Source organism: Streptomyces sp. NPDC048171, assembly GCF_043202655.1.
Lineage (GTDB): Bacteria > Actinomycetota > Actinomycetes > Streptomycetales > Streptomycetaceae > Streptomyces.
Genome location: NZ_JBIDAU010000001.1, coordinates 82,963 through 107,302, shown reverse-complemented (window position 1 = coordinate 107,302; position 24,340 = coordinate 82,963). Strand labels below are relative to the sequence as shown.

22 protein-coding genes and 1 tRNA gene are annotated in these 24,340 nt (G+C 71.5%); 4 read left to right on the top strand and 19 right to left on the bottom strand.

The window, feature by feature from the left end:
• Positions 1-2: 2 nt before the first annotated feature.
• From ACGF3J_RS00415 to ACGF3J_RS00400, 4 genes are all read right to left on the bottom strand, one after another.
• On the bottom strand, positions 3-782 hold the full coding sequence (locus ACGF3J_RS00415) for a S16 family serine protease (RefSeq protein WP_161330846.1): 780 nt from the start codon (positions 780-782) through the stop codon (positions 3-5).
• Positions 783-854: 72 nt separating this feature from the next.
• Positions 855-1,331: a barstar family protein gene (locus ACGF3J_RS00410; RefSeq protein ID WP_346346222.1), complete on the bottom strand. Its 477-nt coding sequence runs from the start codon at positions 1,329-1,331 to the stop codon at positions 855-857.
• Positions 1,332-1,402: 71 nt separating this feature from the next.
• Positions 1,403-1,852, bottom strand: a complete 450-nt coding sequence (locus ACGF3J_RS00405; RefSeq protein WP_161330845.1) for a hypothetical protein — start codon at positions 1,850-1,852, stop codon at positions 1,403-1,405.
• A 110-nt stretch (positions 1,853-1,962) separates the two neighbouring features.
• The gene (locus ACGF3J_RS00400; RefSeq protein WP_237552709.1) at positions 1,963-2,430 is read right to left on the bottom strand and encodes an ATP-binding protein; all 468 of its coding nucleotides are present in this window, start codon (positions 2,428-2,430) and stop codon (positions 1,963-1,965) included.
• A 157-nt stretch (positions 2,431-2,587) separates the two neighbouring features.
• Between ACGF3J_RS00400 and ACGF3J_RS00395 the strand changes: the two genes are divergently transcribed.
• Both ACGF3J_RS00395 and ACGF3J_RS00390 read left to right on the top strand, forming a co-directional pair.
• Positions 2,588-3,439, top strand: coding sequence for a helix-turn-helix transcriptional regulator (locus tag ACGF3J_RS00395; protein WP_161330852.1), 852 nt, complete (start codon positions 2,588-2,590; stop codon positions 3,437-3,439).
• Positions 3,436-3,621 carry a DUF397 domain-containing protein gene (locus tag ACGF3J_RS00390; protein ID WP_161330844.1) on the top strand — a complete coding sequence of 62 codons (186 nt, stop codon included), beginning with the start codon at positions 3,436-3,438 and terminating at the stop codon, positions 3,619-3,621. The genes ACGF3J_RS00395 and ACGF3J_RS00390 overlap by 4 nt, the downstream gene beginning before the upstream one ends.
• 11 nt (positions 3,622-3,632) lie before the next feature.
• Here ACGF3J_RS00390 and ACGF3J_RS00385 read toward each other — a convergent pair whose 3' ends face one another.
• The 3 genes from ACGF3J_RS00385 to ACGF3J_RS00375 form a co-directional block, all read right to left on the bottom strand.
• Positions 3,633-4,280 carry an IclR family transcriptional regulator gene (locus ACGF3J_RS00385; protein ID WP_122619831.1) on the bottom strand — a complete coding sequence of 216 codons (648 nt, stop codon included), beginning with the start codon at positions 4,278-4,280 and terminating at the stop codon, positions 3,633-3,635.
• A 296-nt stretch (positions 4,281-4,576) separates the two neighbouring features.
• Positions 4,577-6,373 (bottom strand): DEAD/DEAH box helicase, encoded by a 1,797-nt coding sequence (locus ACGF3J_RS00380; RefSeq protein WP_161330843.1) that lies wholly within the window; start codon positions 6,371-6,373, stop codon positions 4,577-4,579.
• A 211-nt stretch (positions 6,374-6,584) separates the two neighbouring features.
• Complete coding sequence (locus tag ACGF3J_RS00375) at positions 6,585-8,057, bottom strand: MFS transporter (RefSeq protein ID WP_393853290.1); 1,473 nt, start codon at positions 8,055-8,057, stop codon at positions 6,585-6,587.
• 181 nt (positions 8,058-8,238) lie between these two features.
• Here ACGF3J_RS00375 and ACGF3J_RS00370 point away from each other — a divergent pair.
• Positions 8,239-8,313 (top strand) — tRNA-Cys (locus tag ACGF3J_RS00370).
• Here ACGF3J_RS00370 and ACGF3J_RS00365 read toward each other — a convergent pair.
• The 10 genes from ACGF3J_RS00365 to ACGF3J_RS00320 all read right to left on the bottom strand — a co-directional run bounded on the left by ACGF3J_RS00365 (position 8,282) and on the right by ACGF3J_RS00320 (position 20,229).
• A complete protein-coding gene (locus ACGF3J_RS00365; RefSeq protein WP_161328401.1) occupies positions 8,282-8,923 on the bottom strand; it encodes an SUKH-4 family immunity protein in 642 nt (213 codons plus the stop codon). The two genes, ACGF3J_RS00370 and ACGF3J_RS00365, sit on opposite strands and share 32 nt — an antisense overlap.
• A gap of 173 nt (positions 8,924-9,096) precedes the next feature.
• Positions 9,097-11,415, bottom strand: a complete 2,319-nt coding sequence (locus ACGF3J_RS00360) for a molybdopterin cofactor-binding domain-containing protein (protein ID WP_161328402.1) — start codon at positions 11,413-11,415, stop codon at positions 9,097-9,099.
• Positions 11,412-13,091 (bottom strand): 2Fe-2S iron-sulfur cluster-binding protein, encoded by a 1,680-nt coding sequence (locus tag ACGF3J_RS00355; RefSeq protein ID WP_237552486.1) that lies wholly within the window; start codon positions 13,089-13,091, stop codon positions 11,412-11,414. The genes ACGF3J_RS00360 and ACGF3J_RS00355 overlap by 4 nt, the downstream gene beginning before the upstream one ends.
• A 161-nt stretch (positions 13,092-13,252) precedes the next feature.
• Positions 13,253-14,146 carry a xanthine dehydrogenase family protein subunit M gene (locus tag ACGF3J_RS00350; RefSeq protein WP_122619826.1) on the bottom strand — a complete coding sequence of 298 codons (894 nt, stop codon included), beginning with the start codon at positions 14,144-14,146 and terminating at the stop codon, positions 13,253-13,255.
• 241 nt (positions 14,147-14,387) lie between these two features.
• A complete protein-coding gene (locus ACGF3J_RS00345) occupies positions 14,388-16,001 on the bottom strand; it encodes a beta-N-acetylhexosaminidase (protein WP_161328404.1) in 1,614 nt (537 codons plus the stop codon).
• Position 16,002: 1 nt separating this feature from the next.
• Positions 16,003-16,860, bottom strand: a complete 858-nt coding sequence (locus ACGF3J_RS00340; RefSeq protein WP_346346087.1) for a carbohydrate ABC transporter permease — start codon at positions 16,858-16,860, stop codon at positions 16,003-16,005.
• Entirely contained in the window at positions 16,857-17,822 is a 966-nt protein-coding gene (locus tag ACGF3J_RS00335) for a carbohydrate ABC transporter permease (RefSeq protein WP_161328405.1), read from the bottom strand. Before ACGF3J_RS00335 ends, ACGF3J_RS00340 begins: the two co-directional genes overlap by 4 nt.
• Entirely contained in the window at positions 17,819-19,117 is a 1,299-nt protein-coding gene (locus ACGF3J_RS00330; RefSeq protein WP_161328406.1) for an extracellular solute-binding protein, read from the bottom strand. Before ACGF3J_RS00330 ends, ACGF3J_RS00335 begins: the two co-directional genes overlap by 4 nt.
• Before the next feature lie 224 nt (positions 19,118-19,341).
• On the bottom strand, positions 19,342-19,626 hold the full coding sequence (locus tag ACGF3J_RS00325; protein WP_030402030.1) for a DUF3039 domain-containing protein: 285 nt from the start codon (positions 19,624-19,626) through the stop codon (positions 19,342-19,344).
• 30 nt (positions 19,627-19,656) lie between these two features.
• Positions 19,657-20,229 carry a YqgE/AlgH family protein gene (locus tag ACGF3J_RS00320; RefSeq protein ID WP_161328407.1) on the bottom strand — a complete coding sequence of 191 codons (573 nt, stop codon included), beginning with the start codon at positions 20,227-20,229 and terminating at the stop codon, positions 19,657-19,659.
• A gap of 235 nt (positions 20,230-20,464) precedes the next feature.
• On the opposite strand from ACGF3J_RS00320, the gene murA reads away from it, so the two are divergent.
• Positions 20,465-21,811 carry a UDP-N-acetylglucosamine 1-carboxyvinyltransferase gene (gene murA / locus ACGF3J_RS00315; protein ID WP_161328408.1) on the top strand — a complete coding sequence of 449 codons (1,347 nt, stop codon included), beginning with the start codon at positions 20,465-20,467 and terminating at the stop codon, positions 21,809-21,811.
• 188 nt (positions 21,812-21,999) lie between these two features.
• Here murA and ACGF3J_RS00310 read toward each other — a convergent pair whose 3' ends face one another.
• Together ACGF3J_RS00310 and ACGF3J_RS00305 are read right to left on the bottom strand one after the other, a co-directional pair.
• Complete coding sequence (locus tag ACGF3J_RS00310; protein WP_003990598.1) at positions 22,000-22,281, bottom strand: HU family DNA-binding protein; 282 nt, start codon at positions 22,279-22,281, stop codon at positions 22,000-22,002.
• A gap of 352 nt (positions 22,282-22,633) precedes the next feature.
• Complete coding sequence (locus ACGF3J_RS00305) at positions 22,634-24,049, bottom strand: NAD-dependent malic enzyme (RefSeq protein ID WP_122619819.1); 1,416 nt, start codon at positions 24,047-24,049, stop codon at positions 22,634-22,636.
• Positions 24,050-24,340: the final 291 nt, after the last annotated feature.

Sequence of the window (24,340 nt, the reverse complement as noted above, 5' to 3'; positions counted from 1 at the left end):
TCTCAGCAAGCGGGGACGTCACCCTTGCCGGCCTCCAGGGCCTTCAGCGAGTCGACCGCACCCTTGAGGGTGGTGACCGGGATCAGCCGCAGCCCCTTCGGCAGCTCGGCCTGCGCGTCGGAGCACTCGGCCTTCGGTACGAGGAAGACGGTCGCCCCGTCCCGCCGCGCGGCCTGCGTCTTCAGCGGCACGCCGCCCACGGCGCCGACCTTGCCGCCGGTGGTGATGGTGCCGGTACCGGCGACGACCCGGCCACCGGTGAGATCGCCGGTACCGAGCTTGTCGACGATGCCGAGGGAGAAGAGCAGCCCGGCGCTGGGCCCGCCGACGTCCTCCAGCCGCAGGTCGACGTCGATGTCCTCGTCGCCGAGGCGCAGGTAGTCCAGGGCGGCCGTGGTCGCCGCGTCCTGCGACTCCTTCATCTGCTCCTGGTTGTACTGCTCGATCTCGCCGACGTCGTCGCCGCTCGGGTAGACGGCGTCGCGCGGCATCACGGCCCGGTCGGTGTCGAACCAGCTCCCCAGCACGTCACCGAGGTGCACACTCGCGTCCGGCCCGGTCGCCTCGATGGTCGTCATCCGCAACTGCCCGCTCGTCTCGCGCGTCGGCGCCCCCTTGATGGTGATCACCTCGGCCCCCTGGTTCTTCCCCAGCACGTCCGCCGTCAGCCCGGGCTGCGCCACGGAGAACGGCAACGGCGCGAAGAGCGCGGCGGCCAGCAGCCCCACGACGGGGACACCGCAGGCGGCGAGGAACTGGGGGCGGGAGAGACGTGAGAGCACGGGGTCAATCTAACGCGGGGGCGCTGTTGCTCGGGGTGGGGGCGGGCGCGCGGCTCCTCGTGAGCATGCCGCTCAATGCCATTCCGCAGGATCGAGGGAGGCGGCGACGAAGCCGTCCCCCTGGGAAACGATCAGGTCCGGCTGCTCCACCAGCCGCGCCACCCTGCCGGGATCGAATTCACGGAACTCGAACACGAAATGCTGCGAAATGGCGGGCCGATCCAACGGGAATCCGTCGAGGTCGACCGCCGAGTTCGCCCGATCGACACCCTGACAAAGAACGGACACGAATAGTGGAAAGTAATCCACCTCCAGGAGCCGATCCGCCTCCTGGATCACACCCACGATCCCACTGCCGCCTGTGATCTCTCCACACAGATCATCCAGGCAGTCGACCAGGGCGTCCCAGTTGTTCCCGTAATAATTGGGGAATCGCAGAGTTTCCGCGAAGGACTGATGGACTCCCCGCTCATCCAGAAGCCGCCGGGAGTCGAAGTAGTAGCAGCGCCCTCCCCTCCCCTCCAACCGGGAAATTTGCTCCTGGACCACGGCGGACCTGTGAGCCACGAAAACGACCAAGGGTTCTGAGGTGTTCACGCGACCGCGGAGGGACGGCGCACTCATCGCATCTGCTCCATGAAGCGTTCAAAATCGGCGACAGCATGCTGCAGGTCTTCACGACCGGCATCGTCCGGCGGGAGCTGGTGCAGATGCGCGTCGGCGAACCGCTTGGCCGCGATATGAACGGCGGCGGCAACATCCGCAGCAGGCGAGCGGTCTACGAGCGATCCCTGGCAGGCCGTGTCGACCACCCCGTTCCGCCCCCGCATGAACGTGAGCGAAAACGACGAATCGACCGCTGCCGACTCGTACGAGCACCCCTTCCCGGCCAGGAAAGGACGCAAGCCATCCAGAAGCAGGGTCGCAGCGAGGTAGATCATCATCGATCCGCCGGGACCACGGTCGCGTGAACTCACAGACCCACTGCTGCCTCGGACGTCGATATGCCCGAGATCGAAGCCGGACGGGGGAGGCGCTTCGGCCTCGTCCACGGAGAATTCGAACTCCATCGGGTCCCTTCTGCGTACGAAATGAAGCAGCCCACGCGCATCAGCAACAACCCGTATGCATAAGTGAACCTACAAGGTGCGAAAGTTCGAGAGGAAGCTGGGCCACGACATCAGGCCGGTGAGAGGTCCAGCTCGGCCCGGACCGTCTTGCCGGGCAGGGCGACGCCCCGTGAGACGCGGTCCACCACCTCCCAGCGGTCGGCGAGGGCGTCGACCAGGAGCAGGCCCCGGCCGGTGTCGTCCAGCGGGCTCGGGGCCGGCGTTTCTCCGGGTGCGGGTGGCCTGCGTTCCGCCCGGGTGTCGGAGACCTCGATCTGGAGGTGCACGTGCGGGGCGTGGATGAGGCGCAGTTCGAAGTCGCGGCCCGGGACTCGGCCGTGGGTCACGGCGTTGGCTGCCAGCTCCGCGACGATGAGGGTGGCGGTGTCGGAGAGGGCGGTCCTGTACGGGATGCCCCACGCGTGGAGCTGGGTGGCCGCCAAGTGCCGGGCGAGGCGGGAGCCGAGTGGGGTGGAGCTGAAGCGCTGGGTGAACATCCGTACGGTGACTGGTAGTTGGTGGGGCGGGAGTGGCGTCATGGGGTCACCGTGGCGTTCGGCCGCGTACTTCACCAGGTCAGCCACTCGTACGCTCCGTCAGCGTACGAGTACGAAGAGTGGACAGTGGTGGTGACGGGCTGTAAGCCTGGGCGTCTTCAAAGTGTGCGGCGGGGAGAGCGTGCGGAAGGTGGCCGCCATGGCGGACGGTGCGGTGGATGCGGGCGTGGTCGGCGGGGGCGGTGAGCCCGACGTGTCCGACAGCCTCAGGACGTTCGGGGCGGTGGTCCAGGGGTTCCGGAAGCGGGCCGGGATGACGCAGGAGGAGTTGGCCGAACGGGTCCGGTACTCCGTGCAGACGGTGGCGTCGGTTGAGCAGGGGCGGCGGTTTCCCACGGCGGAGTACGTCCGGCGGGCCGAGGACGTGCTGGATGCGGGCGGCATCCTCAGCGGCGCCGTGCGGCATCTGTCGCGGCAACCGGGGCTCGCGAGTTGGTTTCGGCAGTGGGCGGGGCTGGAGGCCACCGCCGTCAGCCTCAGCACGTATGAATGCCGACTGGTGCCGGGGCTGTTGCAGACGGAGACGTATGCGCGCACGCTCTTCGAGAATCAGCTGCCTCCTCTGAGCGACGAACAGATTGAGGCACGATGGGTGGCGAGGACCGAACGGCAGAAACTGCTGCGGGAGCGGCCGAACACGGCGTTCAGCTTCATCGTCGAGGAGCATCTGTTCCTGCGCCGCATGGGCGGGACAGATGCGACCCGACACCTGATCGACCACGTCATGGAGCTGACAGCCCTGCGCAATGTCGAAGTACAGGTGATGCCGTTGGTGCGGGCGGCTCATGCCGGCCTGGCCGGTCCCATGCAACTGCTGGAGACCCCCGAGGCCCGCTGGTTCGCCTACAACGAGGGGCAGCGCGGGGGCCTGTTCGTCTCCGACCCGAAGGAAGTGAGCGTCCTCCAGATGAGGTATGCCAGGATGCGCTCACAGGCTCTCTCACTCGAAGACTCCCTGGGCCTGTTGCAGGAGATGCGAGGAGCCCGATGAGCAGCACTGAGCTGGCATGGTTCAAGAGCAGCTACAGCAGCAGCGGGGACGGTGACTGCGTAGAGGTCGCAACTTGTCCTGCCGCCGTCCACGTTCGTGACACCAAGGACCGGCGCGGCCCCCAGCTCGCCCTCTCCCCCACCGCCTGGCGCGACTTCGTCGCCCACGCCTCACGCGACTGAGGCACGGCACGTCACCGCAGGGCCTCCGCCACCTCACGGGCCGCGTGCATCACGCGTTCGCCCACGCGTTCCGGGACCACCTCCGAGAGCATGACCACGCCCACGCTGCCCTCCACGCCCGTCACCCCGAGCAGCGGCGCGGCCGCCCCGCAGGCGCCGGCCTCCAGTTCGCCGTGGGTCAGGGTGTAGCCGGGGTCGTCCGCGGCGTCGCCTGGCTGGCGGGCGGAGAGGATGGCCTTGCCGGCGGCGCCGCGTTCCAGGGGGTGGCGGAAGCCGGCGCGGTAGGCGACGTGGTAGTCGGTCCAGGTGGGTTCGACGACGGCCACGGCCAGGGCCTCCGCTCCGTCCACCAGGGTCAGGTGGGCCGTGGCTCCTATGTCCTCGGCCAGCGAGCGCAGGGCCGGCATGGCGGCCTCGCGGACGAGGGGGTGCACCTGGCGGCCCAGGCCGAGTACGCCGAGCCCGACCCGGGCGCGGCCGCCCAGGTCACGGCGTACGAGTGCGTGCTGTTCCAGCGTGGCGAGCAACCGGTAGACGACCGTCCGGTTCACCCCCAGCTTGTGCGACAGCTCGGTGACGGTCAGCCCGTGGTCCGTGTCGGCCAGCAGCTTGAGGACGCGCAGTCCCCGGTCGAGCGTCTGAGAGGTCTCCGCGGTCACGACGCCCACTCCTTAGTGGTGAGGTCGGCGGCCCCCTCGCGGCGGATGCGTCACCGAGTCCCGTCAGTGACGCGCTTCAGAGGCCGCCGATCGGCTGACGGTCCGGCCTCTTACCCGGGCCCCGTCGCTTCACGGCTGCGCTCCGCGGCGGCGCTGCCACGGGGCGTGTGCGTAGCGGGACAGTAACGACCAGGTCCGCTCAGCGGAAGGCTCCGTCCAGAATCCGGGCGGCAACCGTTATCCACTGCCGGTGTTTGTCCCGGTACGTACCGCACACGCCGCCGAGGGGGGCGGCGTCACTTCATGCGCGTCGCCCACTCCTGCACCTTGGCGATGCGCTGGCGCAGTTGTCCGCCGGTGGCCTCGGCGCTGGGCGGGCCGCCGCACACGCGGCGCAGTTCGGTGTGGATCACGCCGTGCGGCTTGCCGCTCTGGTGGACGTAGGCGCCGACCATCGTGTTGAGCTGCTTACGCAGCTCCATCAGCTCCTTGTGGGAGACGACCGGGCGCCGCTCGGCGGGCAGTTCGAGCAGGTCGGCCTCGTCGTCGGGCTTCTTGCGGCTGTGCGCGATCTGACGGGCCTGGCGCTTCTGGAGGAGGAGCTGGACCTGGTCGGGTTCGAGGAGCCCGGGGATGCCGAGGTAGTCCTGCTCCTCCTCGCTGCCGGGGTGGGCCTGCATGCCGAACTCGGCGCCGTTGTACATGACCCGGTCGAAGGTGGCCTCGGACTCCAGCGCCTCGAAGGAGAACTGCTCCTGCTCGCCGGTGTCCTCGTCCTGCTCCCGGTTCGCCTCGTCCATCTCCTTCTCGGACTCGGCGTACGGGTCCTCCTCGCCGTCCTTCTTGGGCTTGTCGAGGACGTGGTCGCGCTCGCGCTCCATTTCGTTCGCGAACGTGAGGAGGTCGGGCACGGTGGGGAGGAAGACGGATGCCGTCTCGCCGCGGCGGCGGGACCGTACGAAGCGGCCCACCGCCTGGGCGAAGAAGAGGGGCGTGGAGATGGTGGTGGCGTAGACGCCCACCGCCAGGCGCGGCACGTCGACGCCCTCGGACACCATGCGGACGGCGACCATCCAGCGGGAGTTGTCCTGACTGAAGGTGTCGATGTTCTTGGACGCGCCGACGTCGTCGGAGAGTACGACGGTGGCCTTGTCGCCGGTGATCTCGCGGATCAGCTTGGCGTAGGCGCGGGCGGAGTCCTGGTCGGCGGCGATGACGAGCGCGCCGGCGTCCGGGATGGCCTTGCGGACCTCGGTGAGCCGCTGGTCGGCGGCGCGGAGTACGGCGGGCATCCACTCGCCGCGCGGGTCGAGCGCGGTGCGCCAGGCCTGGCTGACGGCGTCCTTGGTCATCGGCTCGCCGAGCCGCGCCGCGATCTCGTCGCCGGCCTTGGTGCGCCAGCGCATGTTGCCGCTGTAGCTCATGAAGATGACGGGGCGCACGACGCCGTCGGCGAGCGCGGAGCCGTACCCGTAGGTGTAGTCGGCGGCGGAGCGGCGGATGCCGTCGTTGCCCTCCTCGTACTGGACGAAGGGGATCGGGTTGGTGTCCGACCGGAAGGGCGTGCCGGTGAGCGCGAGGCGCCGGGTGGCCGGCTCGAACGCCTCCAGGCAGGCCTCGCCCCAGGACTTGGAGTCGCCGGCGTGGTGGATCTCGTCGAGGATGACGAGGGTCTTGCGCTGCTCGGAGCGGTTGCGGTGCAGCATCGGGCGGACGCCGACGCCCGCGTACGTGATGGCGATGCCGTGGTACTCGCGGCTGAGCGGGCCGGCGCTGTACTCGGGGTCGAGCTTGATGCCTATCCGGGCCGCGGCCTCCGCCCACTGCTTCTTCAGGTGCTCGGTCGGCGCGACGACGGTCACCTGCTGTACGACGTGATGGTGCAGCAGCCAGGACGCCAGCGTCAGGGCGAACGTGGTCTTTCCGGCGCCGGGGGTGGCGACCGCCAGGAAGTCCCGGGGCTGTTCGTGGAGGTACTTCTCCATCGCCCCTTCCTGCCAGGCCCGAAGCTTGCTGGCGGTGCCCCAGGGGGCACGGCCGGGGAAGGCCGGGGACAGGTGGTGCGAGGTGCTGGAGCTGGCGGTGGTAGTCACGGTCTCCGAAGGGGGTAGAACGGCTCGGCCACGTATGACAACCGGGCCACCCTACCGGCGCCCCGCGGTGATCGACGCGCGCACCGGGGTGGGTCACCCCCGGGTGGGACGGACGTCACAACCACCCCGGCGCACCCACCCGCCGCACCCGGCTCACCGCGACGGCCGGCCGCGCACCGCCGGCGCCGGACTCACCGCGCCGCCCCCGGGCTCACCGCGCCGCCCGCAGCCGCGTCGCCACCCACGCCCCCACCAGCGCCACGCCCGCCATCGGCAGGAACACCGCCGCGAAGGCCGCCGGATGGGAGCCGGTCGCCTGCGTGGCCGCGTGGCTGACCGTGCCGCCGCCGAGGGCGGCGAAGGCGGCTCCGCCGACCGACAGCAGGACGACGTTGGAGAGGCCGTCGGAGATCTGGAGGGCGGCGGAGTTGCTGCCGGCCTCCTCGGGGGCGGAGAGCTTGAGCAGGAGCACGCTGGTGGAGGAGATCACCAGGCCCATCCCGAAGCAGCCGAAGCCCCAGGCGACGGCCACCGTCCAGGCGGGTACGGCGTCGATCAGCACGCTGGGTGCCGTGGTGATGGCCGCCGCCACCAGGACCATGCCGAGGGCCATCAGGCGCTCGCGGTGGGGTTCCAGGCGCGGCCGGGACTGGAGCCAGGACCCCGCGGCCCAGGTCGCGCCGCCCGCCGCGAGGGACAGGCCGGCCAGCGTGGGGCTGAGGCCGCGCTGGGTGACCAGCATCAGCGGTACGAAGGACTCGGCGGCGATGAAGGACCCGGCGGCGATCCCGCGCAGCAGCACCACGGAGGGCAGCCCGCGCACCGCCCGGTACGTGCCGCGCGGCAGCAGCCCGAGGACGGCCGGGACGAGCAGCGCGACGCCCACCGCGCCAGGCAGCAGCGAGACCCAGCGCAGGTCCTGGGCGGCGTACTGGAGCAGGCCCGCGCCCACTGAGATGGCGAGGGCGAGCCGGATGCGGCGGCCGTCGAAGGAGGCGGGCGCCTTCCCGCCGCCGACGGGACCGGACGCGCGGGCGCGTATCTGCGGCAGCGCGAGCGCCAGCGGGACGACGACCAGCACCGGGATGCCGACGAACACCCAGCGCCAGCCGAGCTGCTCGGTCACCGCGCCGGAGGCGAGCGGGCCGACGATCGACGGGACGACCCAGCCCGCCGCGAACGCCGCCATGATCGCGGGCCGCAGCCGCTCCGGGTAGGCCCGCCCGACGACCACGTACAGGGCGACGATCACCAGGCCGCCGCCGAGCCCCTGCACGGCCCGCCCGAGGATGAAAAGCCACATCGTGCCGGCCGTCCCGGACAGCACGAGGCCCACCGCGAAGGCGGCGATGCCGGAGGTCAGGGGCGCCAGCGGGCCCCGCCGGTCCGACCACTGGCCGGAGAGCACCATCCCGAAGAGACTCGTCGTGAAGTACCCCGAGAACGCGAACGCGTACAGCGACACCCCGTCCAGCTCCCGCGCCGCCACCGGCATCGCCGTACCGACCGCCGTCGCCTCGAAGGCGATCAGCACGATGACGGAGACGATGCCGATACTCAGCGCCCGGTAGGCGCGGCTCAGCACGGTCTCGTCGGGAACGGCGGGATCGGAGGGAACGGCGGGTGCGCCGGCGGTCGCGGCGGGGACGGCGACATCGGTGTCGCGGGACTCAGGGACGGTCATGGTCGCCAGCGTAAGGGCCACAGGGTCACTTGACCCCTGTCGGGAGGCGGTACCGGACCGGGACCTTGGTCGTACGACCCCGCCCGTTCATGAACGCGGTATGGCAGTCGTGTTGCGGCCCCGCCGGACTCCTTGAGCACCCGCCCCGGCCGCCCTACGGTCGGTCACGAGTGAAGGACACGGCCGTGTGCCCGAGTGGTTCAGGGGCTCGCCTGCAAAGCGAGTTACGTGGGTTCGAATCCCGCCACGGCCTCCACGGTCTCTGCGGCTGCCGCGTGGTGCAGCAGCCACAGGCTGAAGACGAGGGTCGAGACGTCCGGGGTGAGGGGGCGTGGGGTCGGGTCGGCCGGGTGCCAGGTCGATACCGCGCCCGTGGCGCCGTCGACCACCACGTCGGCGCCGTCGGGGAGCCGGCCCAGCCGGACGAGGTGGGCGGGCGGTCCGTCCGGGGACTGCGTGCCGTAGTACTCGGCGAGGGTCGGCAGTGCCATCCCGTCGGTGTCCGCGGCGAGCGGGAAGGTGTCCTCCGGCAGGCCCGTCTCCCGCAGGAAGCGGCGGGTGGGCTCGTGGGTGAGGGCCGGGGGGAAGTCGACGTCCTCGAAGCGGGCCACCCTGCCCCGGCCGAACTCTCGGGTCAGCAGCCGGTAGGGCAGGTCCAGGGCGAGGCCGGACGTCGTGCGCCGGCCCGCCGACAGGAGCAGGGAGCCGATCAGCGCCGCCGACGTCCAGAACAGCGGCGTCTCGCGCCCCGGCGGCACCGGGCAGCGGGAGGGCTCCCGCGCCGAGGCCGTGGTGAGACGGGCCAGGGTCAGCAGGGACGGCCCGCGCGGCGGTGCCTTCGTCGTCTTCGTCGTGACCGCGTGCATCGTCTCCCCCGAGGCGCTTGGGTGCGGTGGGAGCGGCAGTCGTCCCCACCGCTTCGCAGCCTAGGGCCTGCCACTGACAACGCCCCGTCGCACGGGACCCGTGCGTCCCGATGTGTAGGACGCGTCCCGTGCCGCGCGCGTTGCCTCCCGGGCGAAGGGCGTCGGGAAGGGCGTCAGGTCGCCGTGACCACCGCGGCCTGGGGCCGGATCGGGAGCCGGTTCACCGGGCGGCCCGTGGCCGCGCGTACGGCGGAGGCGACGGCGGCCGGAGAGGCCACCACCGGCACCGCGCTGACCGCCTTCGCGCCGAAGGGGGCGACCACGTCGCGCTCCTCGACGAGCTTCACGATCCGGATGTCCGGGGTGTCCAGCGCGGTCGGCAGGGCGTAGCCCGTCAGGTCGGGGTGGCGGATCAGGCCGCGCGGGGTGCGGAGGTTCTCCGTGAGCGCGATGCCGACGCCCTGCGTGACGCCCGCCTCGATCCGGGCGGTGAGCTGGGCCGGGTTGAGCACCCGGCCGACGTCCTGCGCCACGGCCAGCTCCACCACCCGTACCGAGCCGATCTCGATGTCGACGTCGACCACCGCGCGGATCGCGCAGAAGGACATGCCGACGAAGGCGTCGCCCTGGCCGGTCTCGTCCAGCGGTTCGGTCGGGTGCGGGCGGCACTGGGCGGTGGCCCACAGTTCCTTGCCGTCCAGCGCCTCGGCGACCGTGGTGGACAGCACGCCGTCGTAGGAGGTGATCTTGCCGTCGGCGATCTGGAGCAGCTCGGTCGACATCCCGAACTGGTGCGCCAGGGGCTGGAGGAGCTGGGTGCGGACCATCTTGGCGGCCCGCTCCACCGCGCCGCCCGACACCCAGGTGTGGCGGCCTCGGCAGCCCGCGCCGGCCGGGGGCTGGTCGGTGTCGACCGGCGCCACCTGCACCTCGTCGACGCCGAGGGTGTCCTGCACGATCTGCCGGGCGAGGGTGGTGAAGCCCTGGCCGGTCTCGACCGCCGCGCACAGCACCGTGGCCACGCCGTCCTGGACCTTCACGGTGGCGGTGGAGACCTCGTCGGCGCCCTCGGCGCCGAGCATGTGCACCATGCCGATGCCGTAGCCCACGCCCCGCCGCACCGCGCCCGGTTCGCCCGCGCCCTCGGGGCCGCCGGGCAGCAGCCACTCGTCCTCGGGCGTGTCCTTGGGGAGGGCGGGGAGGGGGAAGTCGCGGACCGCCTGGAGGAGTTCGGCGACCGGGGCGGGGCAGGTGACGGACTGGCCGGTGGGGAGCACGTCCCCGGTGGCCAGGACGTTGCGCAGCCGCACCTCGGCCGGGTCGAGGCCGAGCTTCTTGGCGATCTTGTCCATCTGTGCCTCGTAGGCGGCGCAGACCTGCATGGCGCCCTCGCCGCGCACGTGGCCGGAGGGCGGGTTGTTGGTGCGTACGGCCCAGCCCTCGATGAAGGCGTTCGGGACGACGTACGGCCCGCAGGCGAAGGCCACCGCGGCGGCCAGGGCGTCCGACGAGGTGTCGGCGTAGGCGCCCGCGTCGAGCAGGATCTGCGCCTCGACCTTCACCACCCGGCCCTCGGCGTCGGCGTGGTGGCGGTAGCGCAGGAGGGTGGGGTGCCGGTGGGCGTGGCCGAGGAAGGACTCCTCGCGCGTGGCGGTGAGCTTCACCGGGCAGCCGGTCTTCAGCGCGAGCAGGCCGAGGGGCAGTTGGAAGCCCTGGTCCTCGCGGTCCGCGGTGGCGCCGGGCACCCCGGTGACGACGATCTTCACCTGTTCGGGCGTCAGGCCGTAGCACTCGGCGGCCGCGTCCCGGTCGCCGTGCGGGTCGGTGGAGGCCAGGTACAGCTCCACGCCTCCGTCGGGGCGCGGCACGGCCAGGCCCGCCTCGGCTCCTATCGGCGCCGGGTCCTGGCGGCCGATGCGGTAGAGGCCCTCGACGACGATCTCGCCGGCCGCGTCCGGGTCGCCGTGGCGCAGCGGGATGTGCCGGATCAGGTTGCCGTCGGGGTGCAGCGGCTCGGCCTCGAAGGCCTGCTCGGGGTCGATCACCGGGTCGAGCACCTCGTACTCGACGATGACGGCGGCGGCGGCCATCCGCGCGGTGTCGGGGTGGTCGGCGGCGACGGCGGCGAGGGGCTCGCCGTGATGGCGTACCACCTCGGAGGCGAAGACCGGGCGGTCGGCGCGGCCGCGTCCGTGCAGCACGGCGCCGGGCACGTCCTCGTGGGTGACGACCGCGCGGACGCCGGGCATCTCCCGCGCGTGGGTGGTGTCGATGGACACGATGCGCGCGTGCGGGTGCGGTGAGCGCAGTACGGCCGCCCACAGCAGGCCCTCGGCCCACAGGTCGGCGGCGTACGGGAAGGTGCCCTCCGTCTTGGCGCGGGCGTCGGCGGGCGGCAGGGAGACGCCGAGGCCGTGCGGGATCGGCTCGGCGACGGGGGGCGCCGCCTCGGCGGGTCCCGCGGCCTCCGCGGTCGCGGTGTCGTTGCTCACGCGTGGCCTCCGTCCTGGCCGTGGTCACCGAAGGACCGGTCGTGGGGTCCCGCCGCCGGGTCCGGCGCGCCGGGCGGTGGCTGGGGTTCGAAGGCCGACGCGTTGACGCCGCCCGCGCCCGGGCCTGCCTGGTGCGGGATGCGGGGCTCGTCGCCGTCCGCGCCGGTGTGCGCTTCGGCGCCGGCGTGTGCCTCGCGTTCGGCGACGACCTCCTGGACCGCCTCCAGGACACCGCGGTACCCGGAGCAGCGGCACAGGTTGCCGCACAGGGCCTGGCGGGCCTCCAGGTCGGTCGGCGCCGGGTTGCCCTCCAGGAGGTTGTGCACGGTCATCGCCATGCCGGGCACGCAGAAGCCGCACTGCACGGCGCCGCGCCGGGCGAGCGCCCGCTGCACGTCCGACGGCTGTCCGTCGGCGGCCAGGCCCTCGACGGTGCGCACCTCGCTGCCGGCCGCGGTCACGGACGGGACCAGGCAGGAGGCGACGAGGCGTCCGTCGACCTGCACGTTGCAGGCGCCGCACTCGCCCTGCGAGCAGCCGTCCTTGGCGCCCGCGAGGCCGAGCCGCTCCCGCAGCACGTAGAGCAGCGACTCGCCGATCCAGGCGTCGGTGACGGGCCGGTCGGCGCCGTTGACCCGCAGCACGTACGAGGCGAGGGGGTGCTCGTCGTGCGTGCCGGCCGGGGCGTGTTCGCCGGTCGCGGGCGGGGCGGCCGGTACGTCGGTGTGTACGTCGGCGGGCGCGTCGCTCGCGGCCTCGGCGGAGTCGGCTCCGTCCGCCGGGTCGGTCCGGTCGCCGGTCGCGGCGGCCGGGTCCGTCACGGGCTCCTCCGCGGCCTGCGGCACGGATTCCGCGGTCCCGCCCTCCGCGGCGCCCTCCGAGCGCCCAGCGGGGCCCTCAGGGGCCTCCTCGGCACCGTGCGGACCGTCGGTCGCCGTGGCTTCGGCCGCCGGTGCCACGGGGTCCGTCTCCTCGGCGGGTTCGGCGGGTGCCTGGGCGTACGGGCCGGCCGGGTGGTGGGGCGGGCGCGACGTACTGGACGTCAGCTGCTCGCCGGTGCCGGGGCCGCCCTCCGCCGTGTCGCCGCCCCACGGCTGCCCGGTGGGCTGGGGCGCCCAGGGCGCGGGGGCGCCGCCCGGCAGGGTGGCCGGAGCGCCGGTGCCCCACTGCTCGGCCAGGGACGAGGTGGTGAACTCGCCCGACTCGTCCGGAAGGTCGCCGCCGGCGACGGGGATGGACCACTGTCCGGTCACGTCCTGGCCGGATCCCGGCTGCGCGTCCTCGGGGGGCGCGGCCTCGGAGAAGTCCCACTGGCCGGTGGCGCCGGGCCGGTAGGTGAACCGTTCGCCGTCGCCCTGCCCGGCGTTCGCGTCGTAGGGCGCGGCACCGCCGTAGGGGTCGTGCGGCGGCGGGTAGTCGGCGTGGCCCTGGGCCTGCTCCTGTCCGGTGTCCGGCAGGTGCCACTGGGTGCCGTCCACGGGGGCGGACGGCATGGTCCAGGAGCCGGTGGCGGCCGGGTCGGTGCCGGTGGCGGGCGCGACCGTGATCTGCGGCGGCACGTAGCCGTGGCCGGGTGCGGCGAGCGGGCTGTCCGAGGAGGCGAAGAGCGCGTCCACGCCGCCCTCGGGAAGCTTCACGAAGGCGGTGGCGCCGTCGTCGTAGTCGCCCTGGGGCAGCGGGTCCCAGCGGCCGCCGCTCGGGGGCGTGCCCTCTCCGTGCCGGTCGCCGTGCTGGTCCTCGTACCGGTCGCCATGCCGGTCGTCGTACCGGTCGCCGTGCTGGTCCTCGTACCGGTCGCCATGCCGGTCGTCGTACCGGTCACCGTGCTGGTCGTCGGTCACGACAGCGCCCTCCCCAGTGCTCGTCGGGCCAGCGCGGCGACGGTGCGCCGCAGGTGCAGTACGGCGGGCGGGAGCTGCGCCACGGAGCCGTCCTCGGCCGGGGCCGCGTCGGGGATGCAGGCGGCGGCGACGTACTCGCCGAAGCCGTGCAGCGCCTCCGGGACGATCGCGCGGCCGTTGTCCCAGTCGATGAGCGAGGCCACCCACTGCTCGGCCTCCAGGGGCCGCAGCGGCATCGGCGCGATGGCGCCCACGGCACAGCGCACCCCGCGCCGGGCGGGGTCGAGGACCAGCGCCACGGAGGCCGTCGCGCGGCCCGGTCCGGTGCGGCCGGTGGCCTTCAGGAAGACCTGCGGCGCGTGCAGCAGCGGCATGCGCACGTAGCCGATCAGCTCGCCCGCGCGGAGCATCTCCATGCCGGCCAGCAGGTGCGAGACCGGCATCTCCCGGCGGGCGCCGTCCGGGCCCGCGATGATCAGCGTCGCCTCCAGGGCGGCCAGCACCGGCAGCGCGTCCCCGGTGGGGGCGGCCGAGGCGATGTTGCCGCCCAGGGTGCCGGCGTTGCGGATCTGCGGCGGCCCGGCCGCCCGCGCGGCGGCGGCGAGCGCCGGGATGAGCGCTGCGAAGTCGGGGCGGCCCATGCGGGCGTGCGTGAGGCCCGCGCCGAGCAGCGCGTGGCCGTCCTGGTACTGCCAGCCGCGGATCTCGCTGATCCGGCCGAGGCCCACCAGCGCGGCGGGCCTGAGCTGGCCGGAGTTGACCGCGGCCATCAGGTCGGTGCCGCCCGCGACGGGCACGGCGGCGGGCATGGCGGCCAGCGCCGCCACGGCCTCGTCCAGAGTCGTGGGCAGCGTGACGGCCTGCGCCGCCTGCGGTGCGTGCGTGGTCAAACCGACTGCCCCTTCCCGCTGTCCCACCTGGTCCCGCCCATGTGGCCGTACGGTACGACCTGACAGGGCGGACGTGGCAACTCTGGCACATCTTTGCAGGGGCCGAACGCAGGGGTCCGCTAGGAGGCATTCGCCCGACTCGTCCACAAGACGGGCGGTTTACCTATGGATCTCCGGCGATCGGAACTACGGGCGATGCGTGCGAGTTGCCACTCTCAGGTGACGTTCAGGGGCTTTCTCCTTACTTGTTCGGCGGTGGCCCGTCGAGCGGCCGGCCGAGCACGCCGGGCCGCCGCTGCCAGGGCAGCGGACCGCCGGGCGGCCGGTAGCCGACGCCCAGGGCGTCAAGTCGCCGGTAGTGGGCCGCCATCCGCTCCTCGAAGGCGCCGAAGTCCCGGTCGGCCGGGTCGGGCAGGGCGCTCCAGGACACCTCGGCGAACGCGGCCAGCCTCGGGAAGGTCTGGTAGTCGACGCGTGCCTGGTTCTCCATCACCTCGGTCCACACGTTCGCCTGGGTGCCGATCACATGTCCGGACTCGTCCGGTGTCAGTTCCGCGGGAACCGGCTCGAACCGGTACACGTCCTCCAGGGTGCGCACGAAGCCGATCGGCACGGGCTCGTCCGCACCGGCGTGCTGCCGGTGGTCCAGGTACACCTGCTGCTCGGGGCACATCACCACGTCGTGTCCCGCGCGTGCGGCGGCGATCCCGCCCGCGTACCCGCGCCAGGAGGCCACGGCCGCGCCCTTGGCAAGTCCGCCCTCCAGGATCTCGTCCCAGCCGATGAGCCGGCGTCCGCGTTCGCTCAGCCAGGTGTCGAAGTGCTGGATGAACCAGGCCTGGAGTTCGTCCTCGTCGGCGAGGGCCAGTTCCTTGATACGGGCCTGCGCGGTGGCCGAGCGCCGCCACTGCTCCTTGGGGCATTCGTCGCCGCCGATGTGGATGAACTCCGAGGGGAAAAGCTCCAGGAGTTCCTCGAACACGCCCTCGTAGAAGCGCAGTGTGTTCTCGGTGGGCGCGAGTACGTTCGGGGAGACGCCCCAGGTGTCCCAGACGGAGAGGGCGGTGGTGTCGATCACATCGGTGTTGCCGAGTTCCGGATACGCGGCGATGGCGGCCTGCGAGTGTCCCGGTACGTCGATTTCCGGGACGACGGTGATGTGCCGTTCGGCGGCGTAGGCGACGATCTCCCGGATGTCCTCCTGGGTGTAGTAGCCGCCGTGGGGTTTGTCCTCCCACAACGGCGAGGCACGGTGGCCGTATTTGGTGCGCGCCCGCCATGAGCCGGTCTCGGTGAGCTTCGGGTGCCGCCTGATCTCGACGCGCCAGCCCTGGTCGTCCGTCAGGTGGAAGTGCAGGACGTTGAGTTTGTGGGCGGCCATCAGGTCCAGGTAGCGCAGGACGCCGTCCTTCGGCATGAAGTGCCGGGCGACGTCCAGCATCAGCCCGCGCCAGCGGAAGCGGGGCGCGTCCTCGACGACGACCGACGGCAGCCGCCACCGGCGGTCGGGCAGCGGCGCGCGCCGGAAGGCGTCCGGGCCGAGCAGCTGCCGCAGCGTCTGGGCGCCCCAGAAGAGGCCGGCCGGACCGCCGCCGGTCAGCCGCACGCCGGTCGGTGCGACGTCGAGGCGGTAGCCCTCGTCGGGCAGTGCGGCGTCGAGGGACAGGCGGATCACGCCGTCGTCCCCCGTGCCGGGGGCCAGCGGCAGGCCGGTGGCCGCGCCCAGCGTGGCGCGCAGCCACCGCTCGGTGGACCCGGTGCCCTCGTCCGCCACCACCCCGGTGTCCGGACCGAGGGCGAAGAAGCCGCCCTCGCCTGAGGTCACTTGCACGGGCTGGGGAATCACGTCCGTCACGTCAGTCCTTTACCGCTCCGCCGAGGCCGGAGACGAGTCGTCGTTGCACGAGTACGAAGAAGACCAGCACCGGAATCGTCATCACCGTGGACGCGGCCATGACGCCGCCCCAGTCGGGATCGTCCGGCTTGTAGAAGACCAGCAGCGCCATCGGCAGCGTCGACTGCGAGGTGTCGCTGATGATGAACGACTTGGCGAACAGGAAGTCGTTCCAGGTCGAGATGAAGGAGAAGACGCTGGTGGCCACGAGCCCCGGGAAGACCAGCGGGAAAAGGATCTGCCAGAGGAATCGCGAGCGGCTCGCCCCGTCCATGTAGGCGGCCTCCTCCAGGGCTTCCGGCACCGCTTTCACGAAGCCCCGCAGCATCCAGATCGCGAAGGGCAGCGAGAAGGCGATGTGGGGCAGGATCAGCGACCCCAGGGTGTTCAGCTGACCGGCGTCCCGCATGAGGAAGAACAGCGGGATCGTGAGCGCCTCCACGGGCACCATCTGGGCCACCAGGAACATGATCAGCAGGGTGGTCCGGAAACGGAACCGGAATCGCGTCACCGCCGTCGCCGCGAGGAACGCGATCAGCGCCGAGGCGACCACGACGGTGCCCGCCACGAGCAGACTGTTGAGAAAGTAACGACCGAATTCCTGCTGCCCGAAGACCCGCCGGAAGGAATCCAGCGTGGGCGTCAGCGTCCACGGCCGCGGCTCGGCCGACTCGATCTCACCGGCCGGTTTGAAGGCGCTGAGCACCATCCAGTACAGCGGGAAGGCCACCACGACCGCGATCAGCAGCGCCGACACCTCGGCCGCCAGCCGCCACGGACGACGCACCCGCGCGCGTGGAAGACGCAGTGGAAGATTCACAGTTCCTCCCCCTGGCGGCGCAGCAGCCGCAGGTAGACCAGCGTCACGGCGAGCAGGATGAGCAGCATCACGACGCCGATCGCCGAGCCGAGGCTGTACTGCGAGGACGCGAACGCCTTCTGGTAGGCGTAGACGTTGAGGACGAGGTTCTGGCCGGCGATGCCGCCGCCGTTCGTCATGACGTAGATCTGGGTGAAGACCTTGAAGTCCCAGATGACCGACTGGATGGTGACGACCACCAGGATCGGCCGGAGCATCGGAGCCAGCACCGAGCGCCAGATCCGCCACTGCGAGGCGCCGTCCAGCGCGGCCGCCTCCAGCACCTCCGCGGGCACCGCCCGGATCCCGGCGTAGACGGTCACCATGACGAACGGGAAGGAGCACCAGACCACTTCGAGCAGGACGAGCAGGAAGGCGCTGTAGCGCCCGTACGTCCAGGAGTGGTCGCCGAGTCCCAGCATCCGGTTGACCGGCCCGAAGTCCGGGTCGAACAGCAGCAGCCACACCGTCGACCCGGTCACCGCCGGGGTCGCCCACGCGCCGAGGGCGGCCAGCATCAGCACGAGCCGCGGCACGGCCCGCACCCGCGTGAGCAGCACGGCCAGCGCACACCCCACGGCGAGCGTGGACACCACGCAGGCGGCGGCGAACACGACGGTGGCGAGCAGCACCCGCCAGAACTCCCCGTCCCCGAACAGCTCCGCGTAGTTCCCGAACCCCCGGAAGGTCGTCGCCTCCCCACCGGACACCTGCGCCTGCGTGTACTCCAGGAAGGAGATCAGCCCGAGCTGGTAGACGGGGTAGACGAGCAGCCCACCGAGGACGACAAGAGCGGGCGCGAGATAGATCCAAGGGGTCCTGGACGCGCCCCCGAAGGGGCGCGGGGAACTGCGCGAAGTACCCCGACGCACCCGCACTCGCCCCCGAACAGCACCACCCGAGCTGTGAGGCGAAACCGTCATCCGGCGGAGCCGAACGCGTCGTCCATCTTCGCAGCCGCGTCCCCGGCGGCAGCGCCGACGTCCTTCTTGCCGCTCACGACCTCCTGGAACATCGTCGGCAAGACCTGCGAGGAGTCGATCGTCGCCCAGGCCGGCGAAGCCGGAACGAACTTCGTACCGGCGCCGAGCGTGTCGACGAACGGCTTCACGAACGGCTCCTCCTTCGCCACCTGTTGCCGCACGTCCGTGAAGGTCGGCAGGAAGCCCATCGCGTCGAACAGGTCGGCCTGCGCCTTCTTCGACGCGAGCCGCTTCATCAGGTCGACGGCGAGGGTCCGGTGCGAGGTGCTCTTGAGGACGCCGATGTTGTTGCCGCCCGCGAAGGCCGGGGCTATGGAGCCGGGCTCGACGCCGGGCAGCGGCACGACCGCGTACTTGCCCTTCACCGTGCCGGCCTCCACGGCCTGGTGGCTGAAGTCGCCGCCGATCGCCATGGCCGCCTTGCCGGAGGCGAAGGCGGTGACGGTGTCGTTGCCGCCCATGCCTGCGCACTTGGCGGCCGGGCAGTTGTCGTCGCCGAACAGGGACGTGTACGCCTCGATGCCCTTGCGGGCGGCGGCGCTGTCGATCGCCGAGGCGTACGAGCCGCCCTTGCCGGTGGCGAGTTCGCCGCCGTTGGCCCAGATGAACGGCATCGCGCCGTAGGTGTAGGCGCCGCCGACCGCGAGGCCGTACAGGCCGGGCTCGGCCGCCCTGACCTGCTTCGCGGTGGACGCCACCTCCGCGAGCGTCCGGGGGACGTCGAGGTTCAGCTTCTCGAAGACGTCGGTGCGGTAGTACAGGGCGCGGACGCCGACGAAGTAGGGGGCGCCGTAGACCTTGCCGTCGACGGTGACCGACTGGCGGGCCGTGGGGTCGGTGTCCTTGGCCTCGGCCCAGTCCCCGAACTCCTCGGTCACGTCGGCGAGTCCGCCGTCCTTCACGTAACCCGCGGTGTCGGTGTTGCCGAACTCGATGACGTCCGGGGCGCTCTTCGGGTCGTTGAAGGCGGCCTTGATGCGCTGGGCGCGCGTCTCGACGGGGATGTACTCGACGGTGACGTCGGTGTCCGCGTGCGCCTTCTCGAAGTCGGCGAGGACCGCGTCGACGGCCTTCTCCTTCGGCTTGGTGTTGACCTCCTGGAAGAGCCAGACCCGTAGTGTGCCGCTCTTCTCGTCCTTGCCGGAGGAGGAGTTGTCGGAGGTCTGGGGGGCGCAGGCGGTCGCGGAGACGACGGCGACGGCGAGCAGGAGGGCCAGGCGTGGGGCGAGCTTCATGGAGTGTTTCCTCCGGACGTGCGTTGCAACATATGCAATGACGGTTTCGCTCTGCACAACAGTCAGGAGGGTAGGGAGTACATGAACATGTCCACAAGAGGTCTGAACCAATTCGTGACGCTCGACGGCGCCGGAACGCACGAAGGCCCCCGGAGTGCGCGCGGGCACACTCCGGGGGCCTTCGGGAAGTCTCTGCGGGCGGGGCCGCCGCTACTTGTCGACCGCTACTTCTTGTCGCCGCCCTTGCCCTCGTCCCCGCCGCCGCTCATGGACTCGTAGATCTCCTTGCACATGGGGCAGACCGGGTACTTCTTCGGGTCACGGCCCGGCACCCAGACCTTGCCGCACAGCGCCACGACGGGAGTGCCGTCGAGGGCGCTCGCCATGATCTTGTCCTTCTGGACGTAATGGGCGAAGCGCTCGTGGTCGCCGTCGCCGTGGGACGTCTGCGGCGTCGGCTCAACGAGGGTCCCCGTACCAGTCCCGCGCTCGGGCTCGAGAGTGCTCATAGACGCCAAGGGTACTGAAGCTCACACGCTTCAGTTGAGCGACGGGTCGTCCGGATACGTGGCCACCATCGCCAGGTCGCCCCGCTGGCGGCGCAGCACCTCGCGCCAGAGCCGCTCCGGGAAGGGGGAGGAGATGTCGCCGGGTTCGGACTCGACCACGTACCAGGCACCCTCCGCCAGCTCGTCCTCCAGTTGGCCCGGCCCCCAGCCGGCGTACCCCGCGAAGATGCGCAGGGCGCCCACGGCGGGCGCCAGCAGTTCCGGCGGCGCCTCCAGGTCGACCAGGCCGATCGCGCCGTGCACCCGGCGCCAGCCCAGCGGCGCGCGCTCGCCGGACGCTCCGCCCGGGACGACGGCGACCCCGAGGGCCGAGTCGAGGGACACCGGACCGCCCTGGAAGACCACGCCCGGTTCGCCGGCCAGGTCCGCCCAGTCCTCCAGGATGTCGCCCACGTCGACCGGTGTGGGACGGTTGAGGACGACACCGAGGGAGCCCTCCTCGTCGTGGTCGAGAAGGAGCACCACCGCACGCTCGAAGTTCGGGTCCGCCAGGGCGGGTGTTGCCACGAGCAGCCGCCCCGTGAGCGAGGACACCTCGGTCATGCCTGACATGATCCCGCATGTTCCCCTCCCGTGGGGAGGCAATCGGGGGCACGGGGGTGAACACGCACCCCGCGCACGCCCCACGGCCGTGACCCCCCGTACGCGCCGGGGAACGCCGCGTGTTGTGACGAATCCATGACGTAGCCCGACCATGCACAGGCTTACAGAAGGGGGGTACAAGGCGATTACCCTTTCCCTTCTGGCCCCTGCCCGTAACCCACGGAACGCGAGATTCATGACCGTCAACGGCGCTGATGACGTACTGCTTGTCCACGGCGGAACCCCGCTGGAGGGCGAGATCCGGGTCCGCGGTGCGAAGAACCTCGTGCCGAAGGCCATGGTGGCCGCCCTGCTGGGCAGTGGGCCGAGCCGGCTGCGCAACGTGCCGGACATCCGCGACGTGCGGGTCGTACGCGGACTGCTGCAACTGCACGGGGTGACGGTCCGTCCGGGCGACGAGCCCGGCGAGCTGGTGATGGACCCGACGCACGTGGAGAGCGCGAACGTCGCCGACATCGATGCCCACGCGGGTTCGTCGCGCATCCCGATCCTGTTCTGCGGCCCGCTGCTGCACCGTCTCGGCCACGCCTTCATCCCGGGCCTGGGCGGCTGCGACATCGGCGGCCGGCCCATCGACTTCCACTTCGACGTGCTGCGGCAGTTCGGCGCGAAGATCGAGAAGCGGGCGGACGGCCAGTACCTGGAGGCCCCGCAGCGGCTGCGCGGCACGAAGATCCGGCTGCCGTACCCGTCCGTCGGTGCGACCGAGCAGGTGCTGCTCACGGCCGTGCTGGCCGAGGGCGTCACGGAGCTGTCCAACGCGGCGGTCGAGCCGGAGATCGAGGACCTGATCTGCGTCCTGCAGAAAATGGGCGCGATAATCGCGATGGACACCGACCGCACGATCCGCATCACCGGCGTGGACGAGCTGGGCGGCTACACCCACCGCGCCCTGTCGGACCGCCTGGAGGCCGCGTCCTGGGCGTCGGCGGCGCTGGCGACCGAGGGCGACGTCTACGTCCGCGGCGCCCAGCAGCGGTCGATGATGACGTTCCTCAACACCTTCCGGAAGGTGGGCGGCGCCTTCGAGATCGAGGACGAGGGCATCCGCTTCTGGCACCCGGGCGGCAGGCTCAAGTCCATCGCCCTGGAGACGGACGTGCACCCCGGCTTCCAGACGGACTGGCAGCAGCCCCTGGTGGTCGCGCTGACGCAGGCGACGGGCCTGTCCATCGTCCACGAGACGGTCTACGAGTCCCGGCTGGGCTTCACCTCGGCGCTCAACCAGATGGGTGCCCACATCCAGCTCTACCGCGAGTGCCTGGGCGGCTCCGACTGCCGCTTCGGCCAGCGCAACTTCCTCCACTCGGCGGTCGTCTCCGGACCGACCAAGCTGGAGGGCGCCGACCTGGTCATCCCCGACCTCCGCGGCGGCTTCTCGTACCTGATCGCCGCCCTCGCGGCCCAGGGCACCTCCCGGGTCCACGGCATCGACCTGATCAACCGCGGCTACGAGAACTTCATGGAGAAGCTCGTGGAGCTGGGCGCGAAGGTGGAGCTGCCGGGCAAGGCACTCGGCTAGACGGCGCGAGCAACGCCGATGGGGCGGTCACCCGGAGTCCGGGTGACCGCCCCATCGGCGTTGTGCTGTGTGCGCCCCGTCAGGGGCGCGGGGAACTGCGCGACAAGCCACGATGTCGCCGCACCCGTCCACGGCCCGCAGGCCACGCGGACGGTCCGCGCAGTCACCCGGCACTCCAGGCGGAGCGCCTACTTGCCCTTGGCGGCTTCCTTGAGCTTGCTGCCCGCGGAGACCTTGACGCTGTAGCCGGCCGGGATCTGGATCGGCTCGCCGGTCTGCGGGTTGCGGGCGGTGCGAGCGGCACGGTGGGTGCGCTCGAAGGTCAGGAAGCCGGGGATCGTGACCTTCTCGTCGCCCTTGGAGACGATGTCGCCGACGACGTCGGCGAACGCGGCCAGCACGGCGTCGGCGTCCTTGCGGGTCACCTCGGCGCGGTCGGCCAGCGCGGCCACCAGCTCACTGCGGTTCATGTTGTTACTCCCGTGTTCTTCTTGCCGTTGAGGCGTGCCACGCGGCGGAGCCGCATGTTGGGCACAGCGATGCCGATGCTGCCAGGGGCCTCTGACACTCCCCGGACCCGGGTCGGTCGTCGGACCCTCGCGCCCAGGGAGGCATCCTGCCTCCACCTGCGGCGGTAAAGCCAATCCGGCACCCCCAGGAGTCGTGAGAACACCCTTGGGAGTCACACGATGAGAGGGCCTGAGCCTTGCGCCACACTAGAGGGCCGTCCGAGGCGTGCCGCCGCGCGACGCGCCGGTGGAGCCGCCCGTGGTGGTGATCCTCACCACCACGCCACAGGCCGCATGCCCCCGCTTGGGGAACCTACGCCACCACTCCGGCGGACTTCGCCGCCTCGCGCACGGCGCCGGCGACGGCACCGGCGACCTTGTCGTTGAAGACGCTCGGAATGATGTAGTTCGGGTTGATCTCGTCCTCGGTGACGACGTCCGCCAGGGCGTGCGCGGCGGCCAGCATCATCTCGGTGTTGACCGTGCGGGACTGGGCGTCCAGCAGGCCGCGGAACACACCCGGGAAGACCAGCACGTTGTTGATCTGGTTCGGGAAGTCCGAGCGACCGGTGGCGACGACCGCCGCGGTCTGGCGGGCGATGGCCGGGTCCACCTCGGGGTCCGGGTTCGCGAGCGCGAAGACGATCGCGCCGTCCGCCATGGCGGCCACGTCGTCGCCGTCCAGGACGTTGGGGGCCGACACGCCGATGAAGACGTCCGCGCCGTGCACGGCCTCCTTGAGGGTGCCGGTGAGGCCCTCGGGGTTGGTGTTGTCGGCGATCCAGCGCAGCGCCGACTCGGGCGCGGCGTCGACCAGGTCGGCGCGTCCGGCGTGCACGACGCCGTGGATGTCGGCGACGACGGCGTTCTTCACCCCGGCGGCGAGCAGCAGTTTGAGGATGGCCGTACCGGCGGCGCCGGCGCCGGACATGACGACCCGTACGTTCTCGATGCCCTTGTTCACCACACGCAGGGCGTTGGTCAGGGCGGCGAGGACGACGATGGCGGTGCCGTGCTGGTCGTCGTGGAAGACGGGGATGTCCAGGGCCTCGCGCAGCCGGGCCTCGATCTCGAAGCAGCGGGGCGCGGAGATGTCCTCCAGGTTGATGCCCGCGAAGCCCGGGGCGATGGCCTTGACGATCTCGACGATCGCGTCGGTGTCCTGGGTGTCCAGGCAGAGCGGCCAGGCGTCGATGCCGGCGAACCGCTTGAACAGGGCCGCCTTGCCCTCCATCACCGGCAGCGCGGCCTTCGGGCCGATGTTGCCCAGGCCCAGCACGGCGGAGCCGTCCGTCACGACCGCAACGGAGTTGCGCTTGATGGTCAGGCGGCGGGCGTCCTCGGGGTTCTCGGCGATCGCCATGCAGACGCGGGCCACGCCCGGCGTGTAGACCATGGAGAGGTCGTCACGGTTGCGGATGGGGTGCTTCGACGCCATCTCGATCTTGCCGCCGAGGTGCATCAGGAAGGTACGGTCCGAGACCTTGCCCAGGCTGACGCCGTCGATGCCCCGCAGCTGCTCCACGATCTCGTCGGCGTGCGAGGTCGAGCCCGCCGCGATGGTGACATCGATGCGGAGCTTGTCGTGGCCGGAGGCCGTGACGTCGAGGCCGGTGACGGATCCTCCGGCGGACTCCACCGCGGTGGTGAGCTGCGAGACGGCGGTTCCGCCCGCGGGCACCTCCAGCCGGACCGTCATCGAGTAGGAGACGCTGGGCGCCGTTGCCATGGCCGACTTCCTCTGCTTTCACCGTGTAACTGGGTTGTGCCGTCCGATCGTCGCACCTACCACTGAGTACGCGGTAGCCGCCCCGGATTGCGAACTTTGTGTTCGCGGCCCGGTTTCGGAAAACGACTTCCACCATACGAGAAGTCGCGCGTCGGGGAAAGAGGCCACCGCAACACGCCGAGCTGCCCGCGAAGGAACCCGCGGGACGGGAATTGCCTTGCGGGGATCGTTTGTTACCTTGGACGTGGCACCGGCTCGATCCAAGCCCCCGGGCCCAACCATCGTCGCTAC

Bases quoted from the DNA above. Each gene is read 5' to 3' on its own strand.
- ACGF3J_RS00405 (WP_161330845.1), bottom strand. From the start codon at position 1,852: ATGGAGTTCGAATTCTCCGTGGACGAGGCCGAAGCGCCTCCCCCGTCC.
- ACGF3J_RS00400 (WP_237552709.1), bottom strand. From the start codon at position 2,430: ATGACGCCACTCCCGCCCCACCAACTACCAGTCACCGTACGGATGTTC.
- ACGF3J_RS00395 (WP_161330852.1), top strand. From the start codon at position 2,588: ATGGCGGACGGTGCGGTGGATGCGGGCGTGGTCGGCGGGGGCGGTGAG.
- ACGF3J_RS00390 (WP_161330844.1), top strand. From the start codon at position 3,436: ATGAGCAGCACTGAGCTGGCATGGTTCAAGAGCAGCTACAGCAGCAGC.
- ACGF3J_RS00375 (WP_393853290.1), bottom strand. From the start codon at position 8,057: ATGACCGTCCCTGAGTCCCGCGACACCGATGTCGCCGTCCCCGCCGCG.
- ACGF3J_RS00365 (WP_161328401.1), bottom strand. From the start codon at position 8,923: ATGCACGCGGTCACGACGAAGACGACGAAGGCACCGCCGCGCGGGCCG.
- ACGF3J_RS00335 (WP_161328405.1), bottom strand. From the start codon at position 17,822: ATGACGGTTTCGCCTCACAGCTCGGGTGGTGCTGTTCGGGGGCGAGTG.
- ACGF3J_RS00330 (WP_161328406.1), bottom strand. From the start codon at position 19,117: ATGAAGCTCGCCCCACGCCTGGCCCTCCTGCTCGCCGTCGCCGTCGTC.
- ACGF3J_RS00325 (WP_030402030.1), bottom strand. From the start codon at position 19,626: ATGAGCACTCTCGAGCCCGAGCGCGGGACTGGTACGGGGACCCTCGTT.
- ACGF3J_RS00320 (WP_161328407.1), bottom strand. From the start codon at position 20,229: ATGACCGAGGTGTCCTCGCTCACGGGGCGGCTGCTCGTGGCAACACCC.
- murA (WP_161328408.1), top strand. From the start codon at position 20,465: ATGACCGTCAACGGCGCTGATGACGTACTGCTTGTCCACGGCGGAACC.
- ACGF3J_RS00310 (WP_003990598.1), bottom strand. From the start codon at position 22,281: ATGAACCGCAGTGAGCTGGTGGCCGCGCTGGCCGACCGCGCCGAGGTG.
- ACGF3J_RS00305 (WP_122619819.1), bottom strand. From the start codon at position 24,049: ATGGCAACGGCGCCCAGCGTCTCCTACTCGATGACGGTCCGGCTGGAG.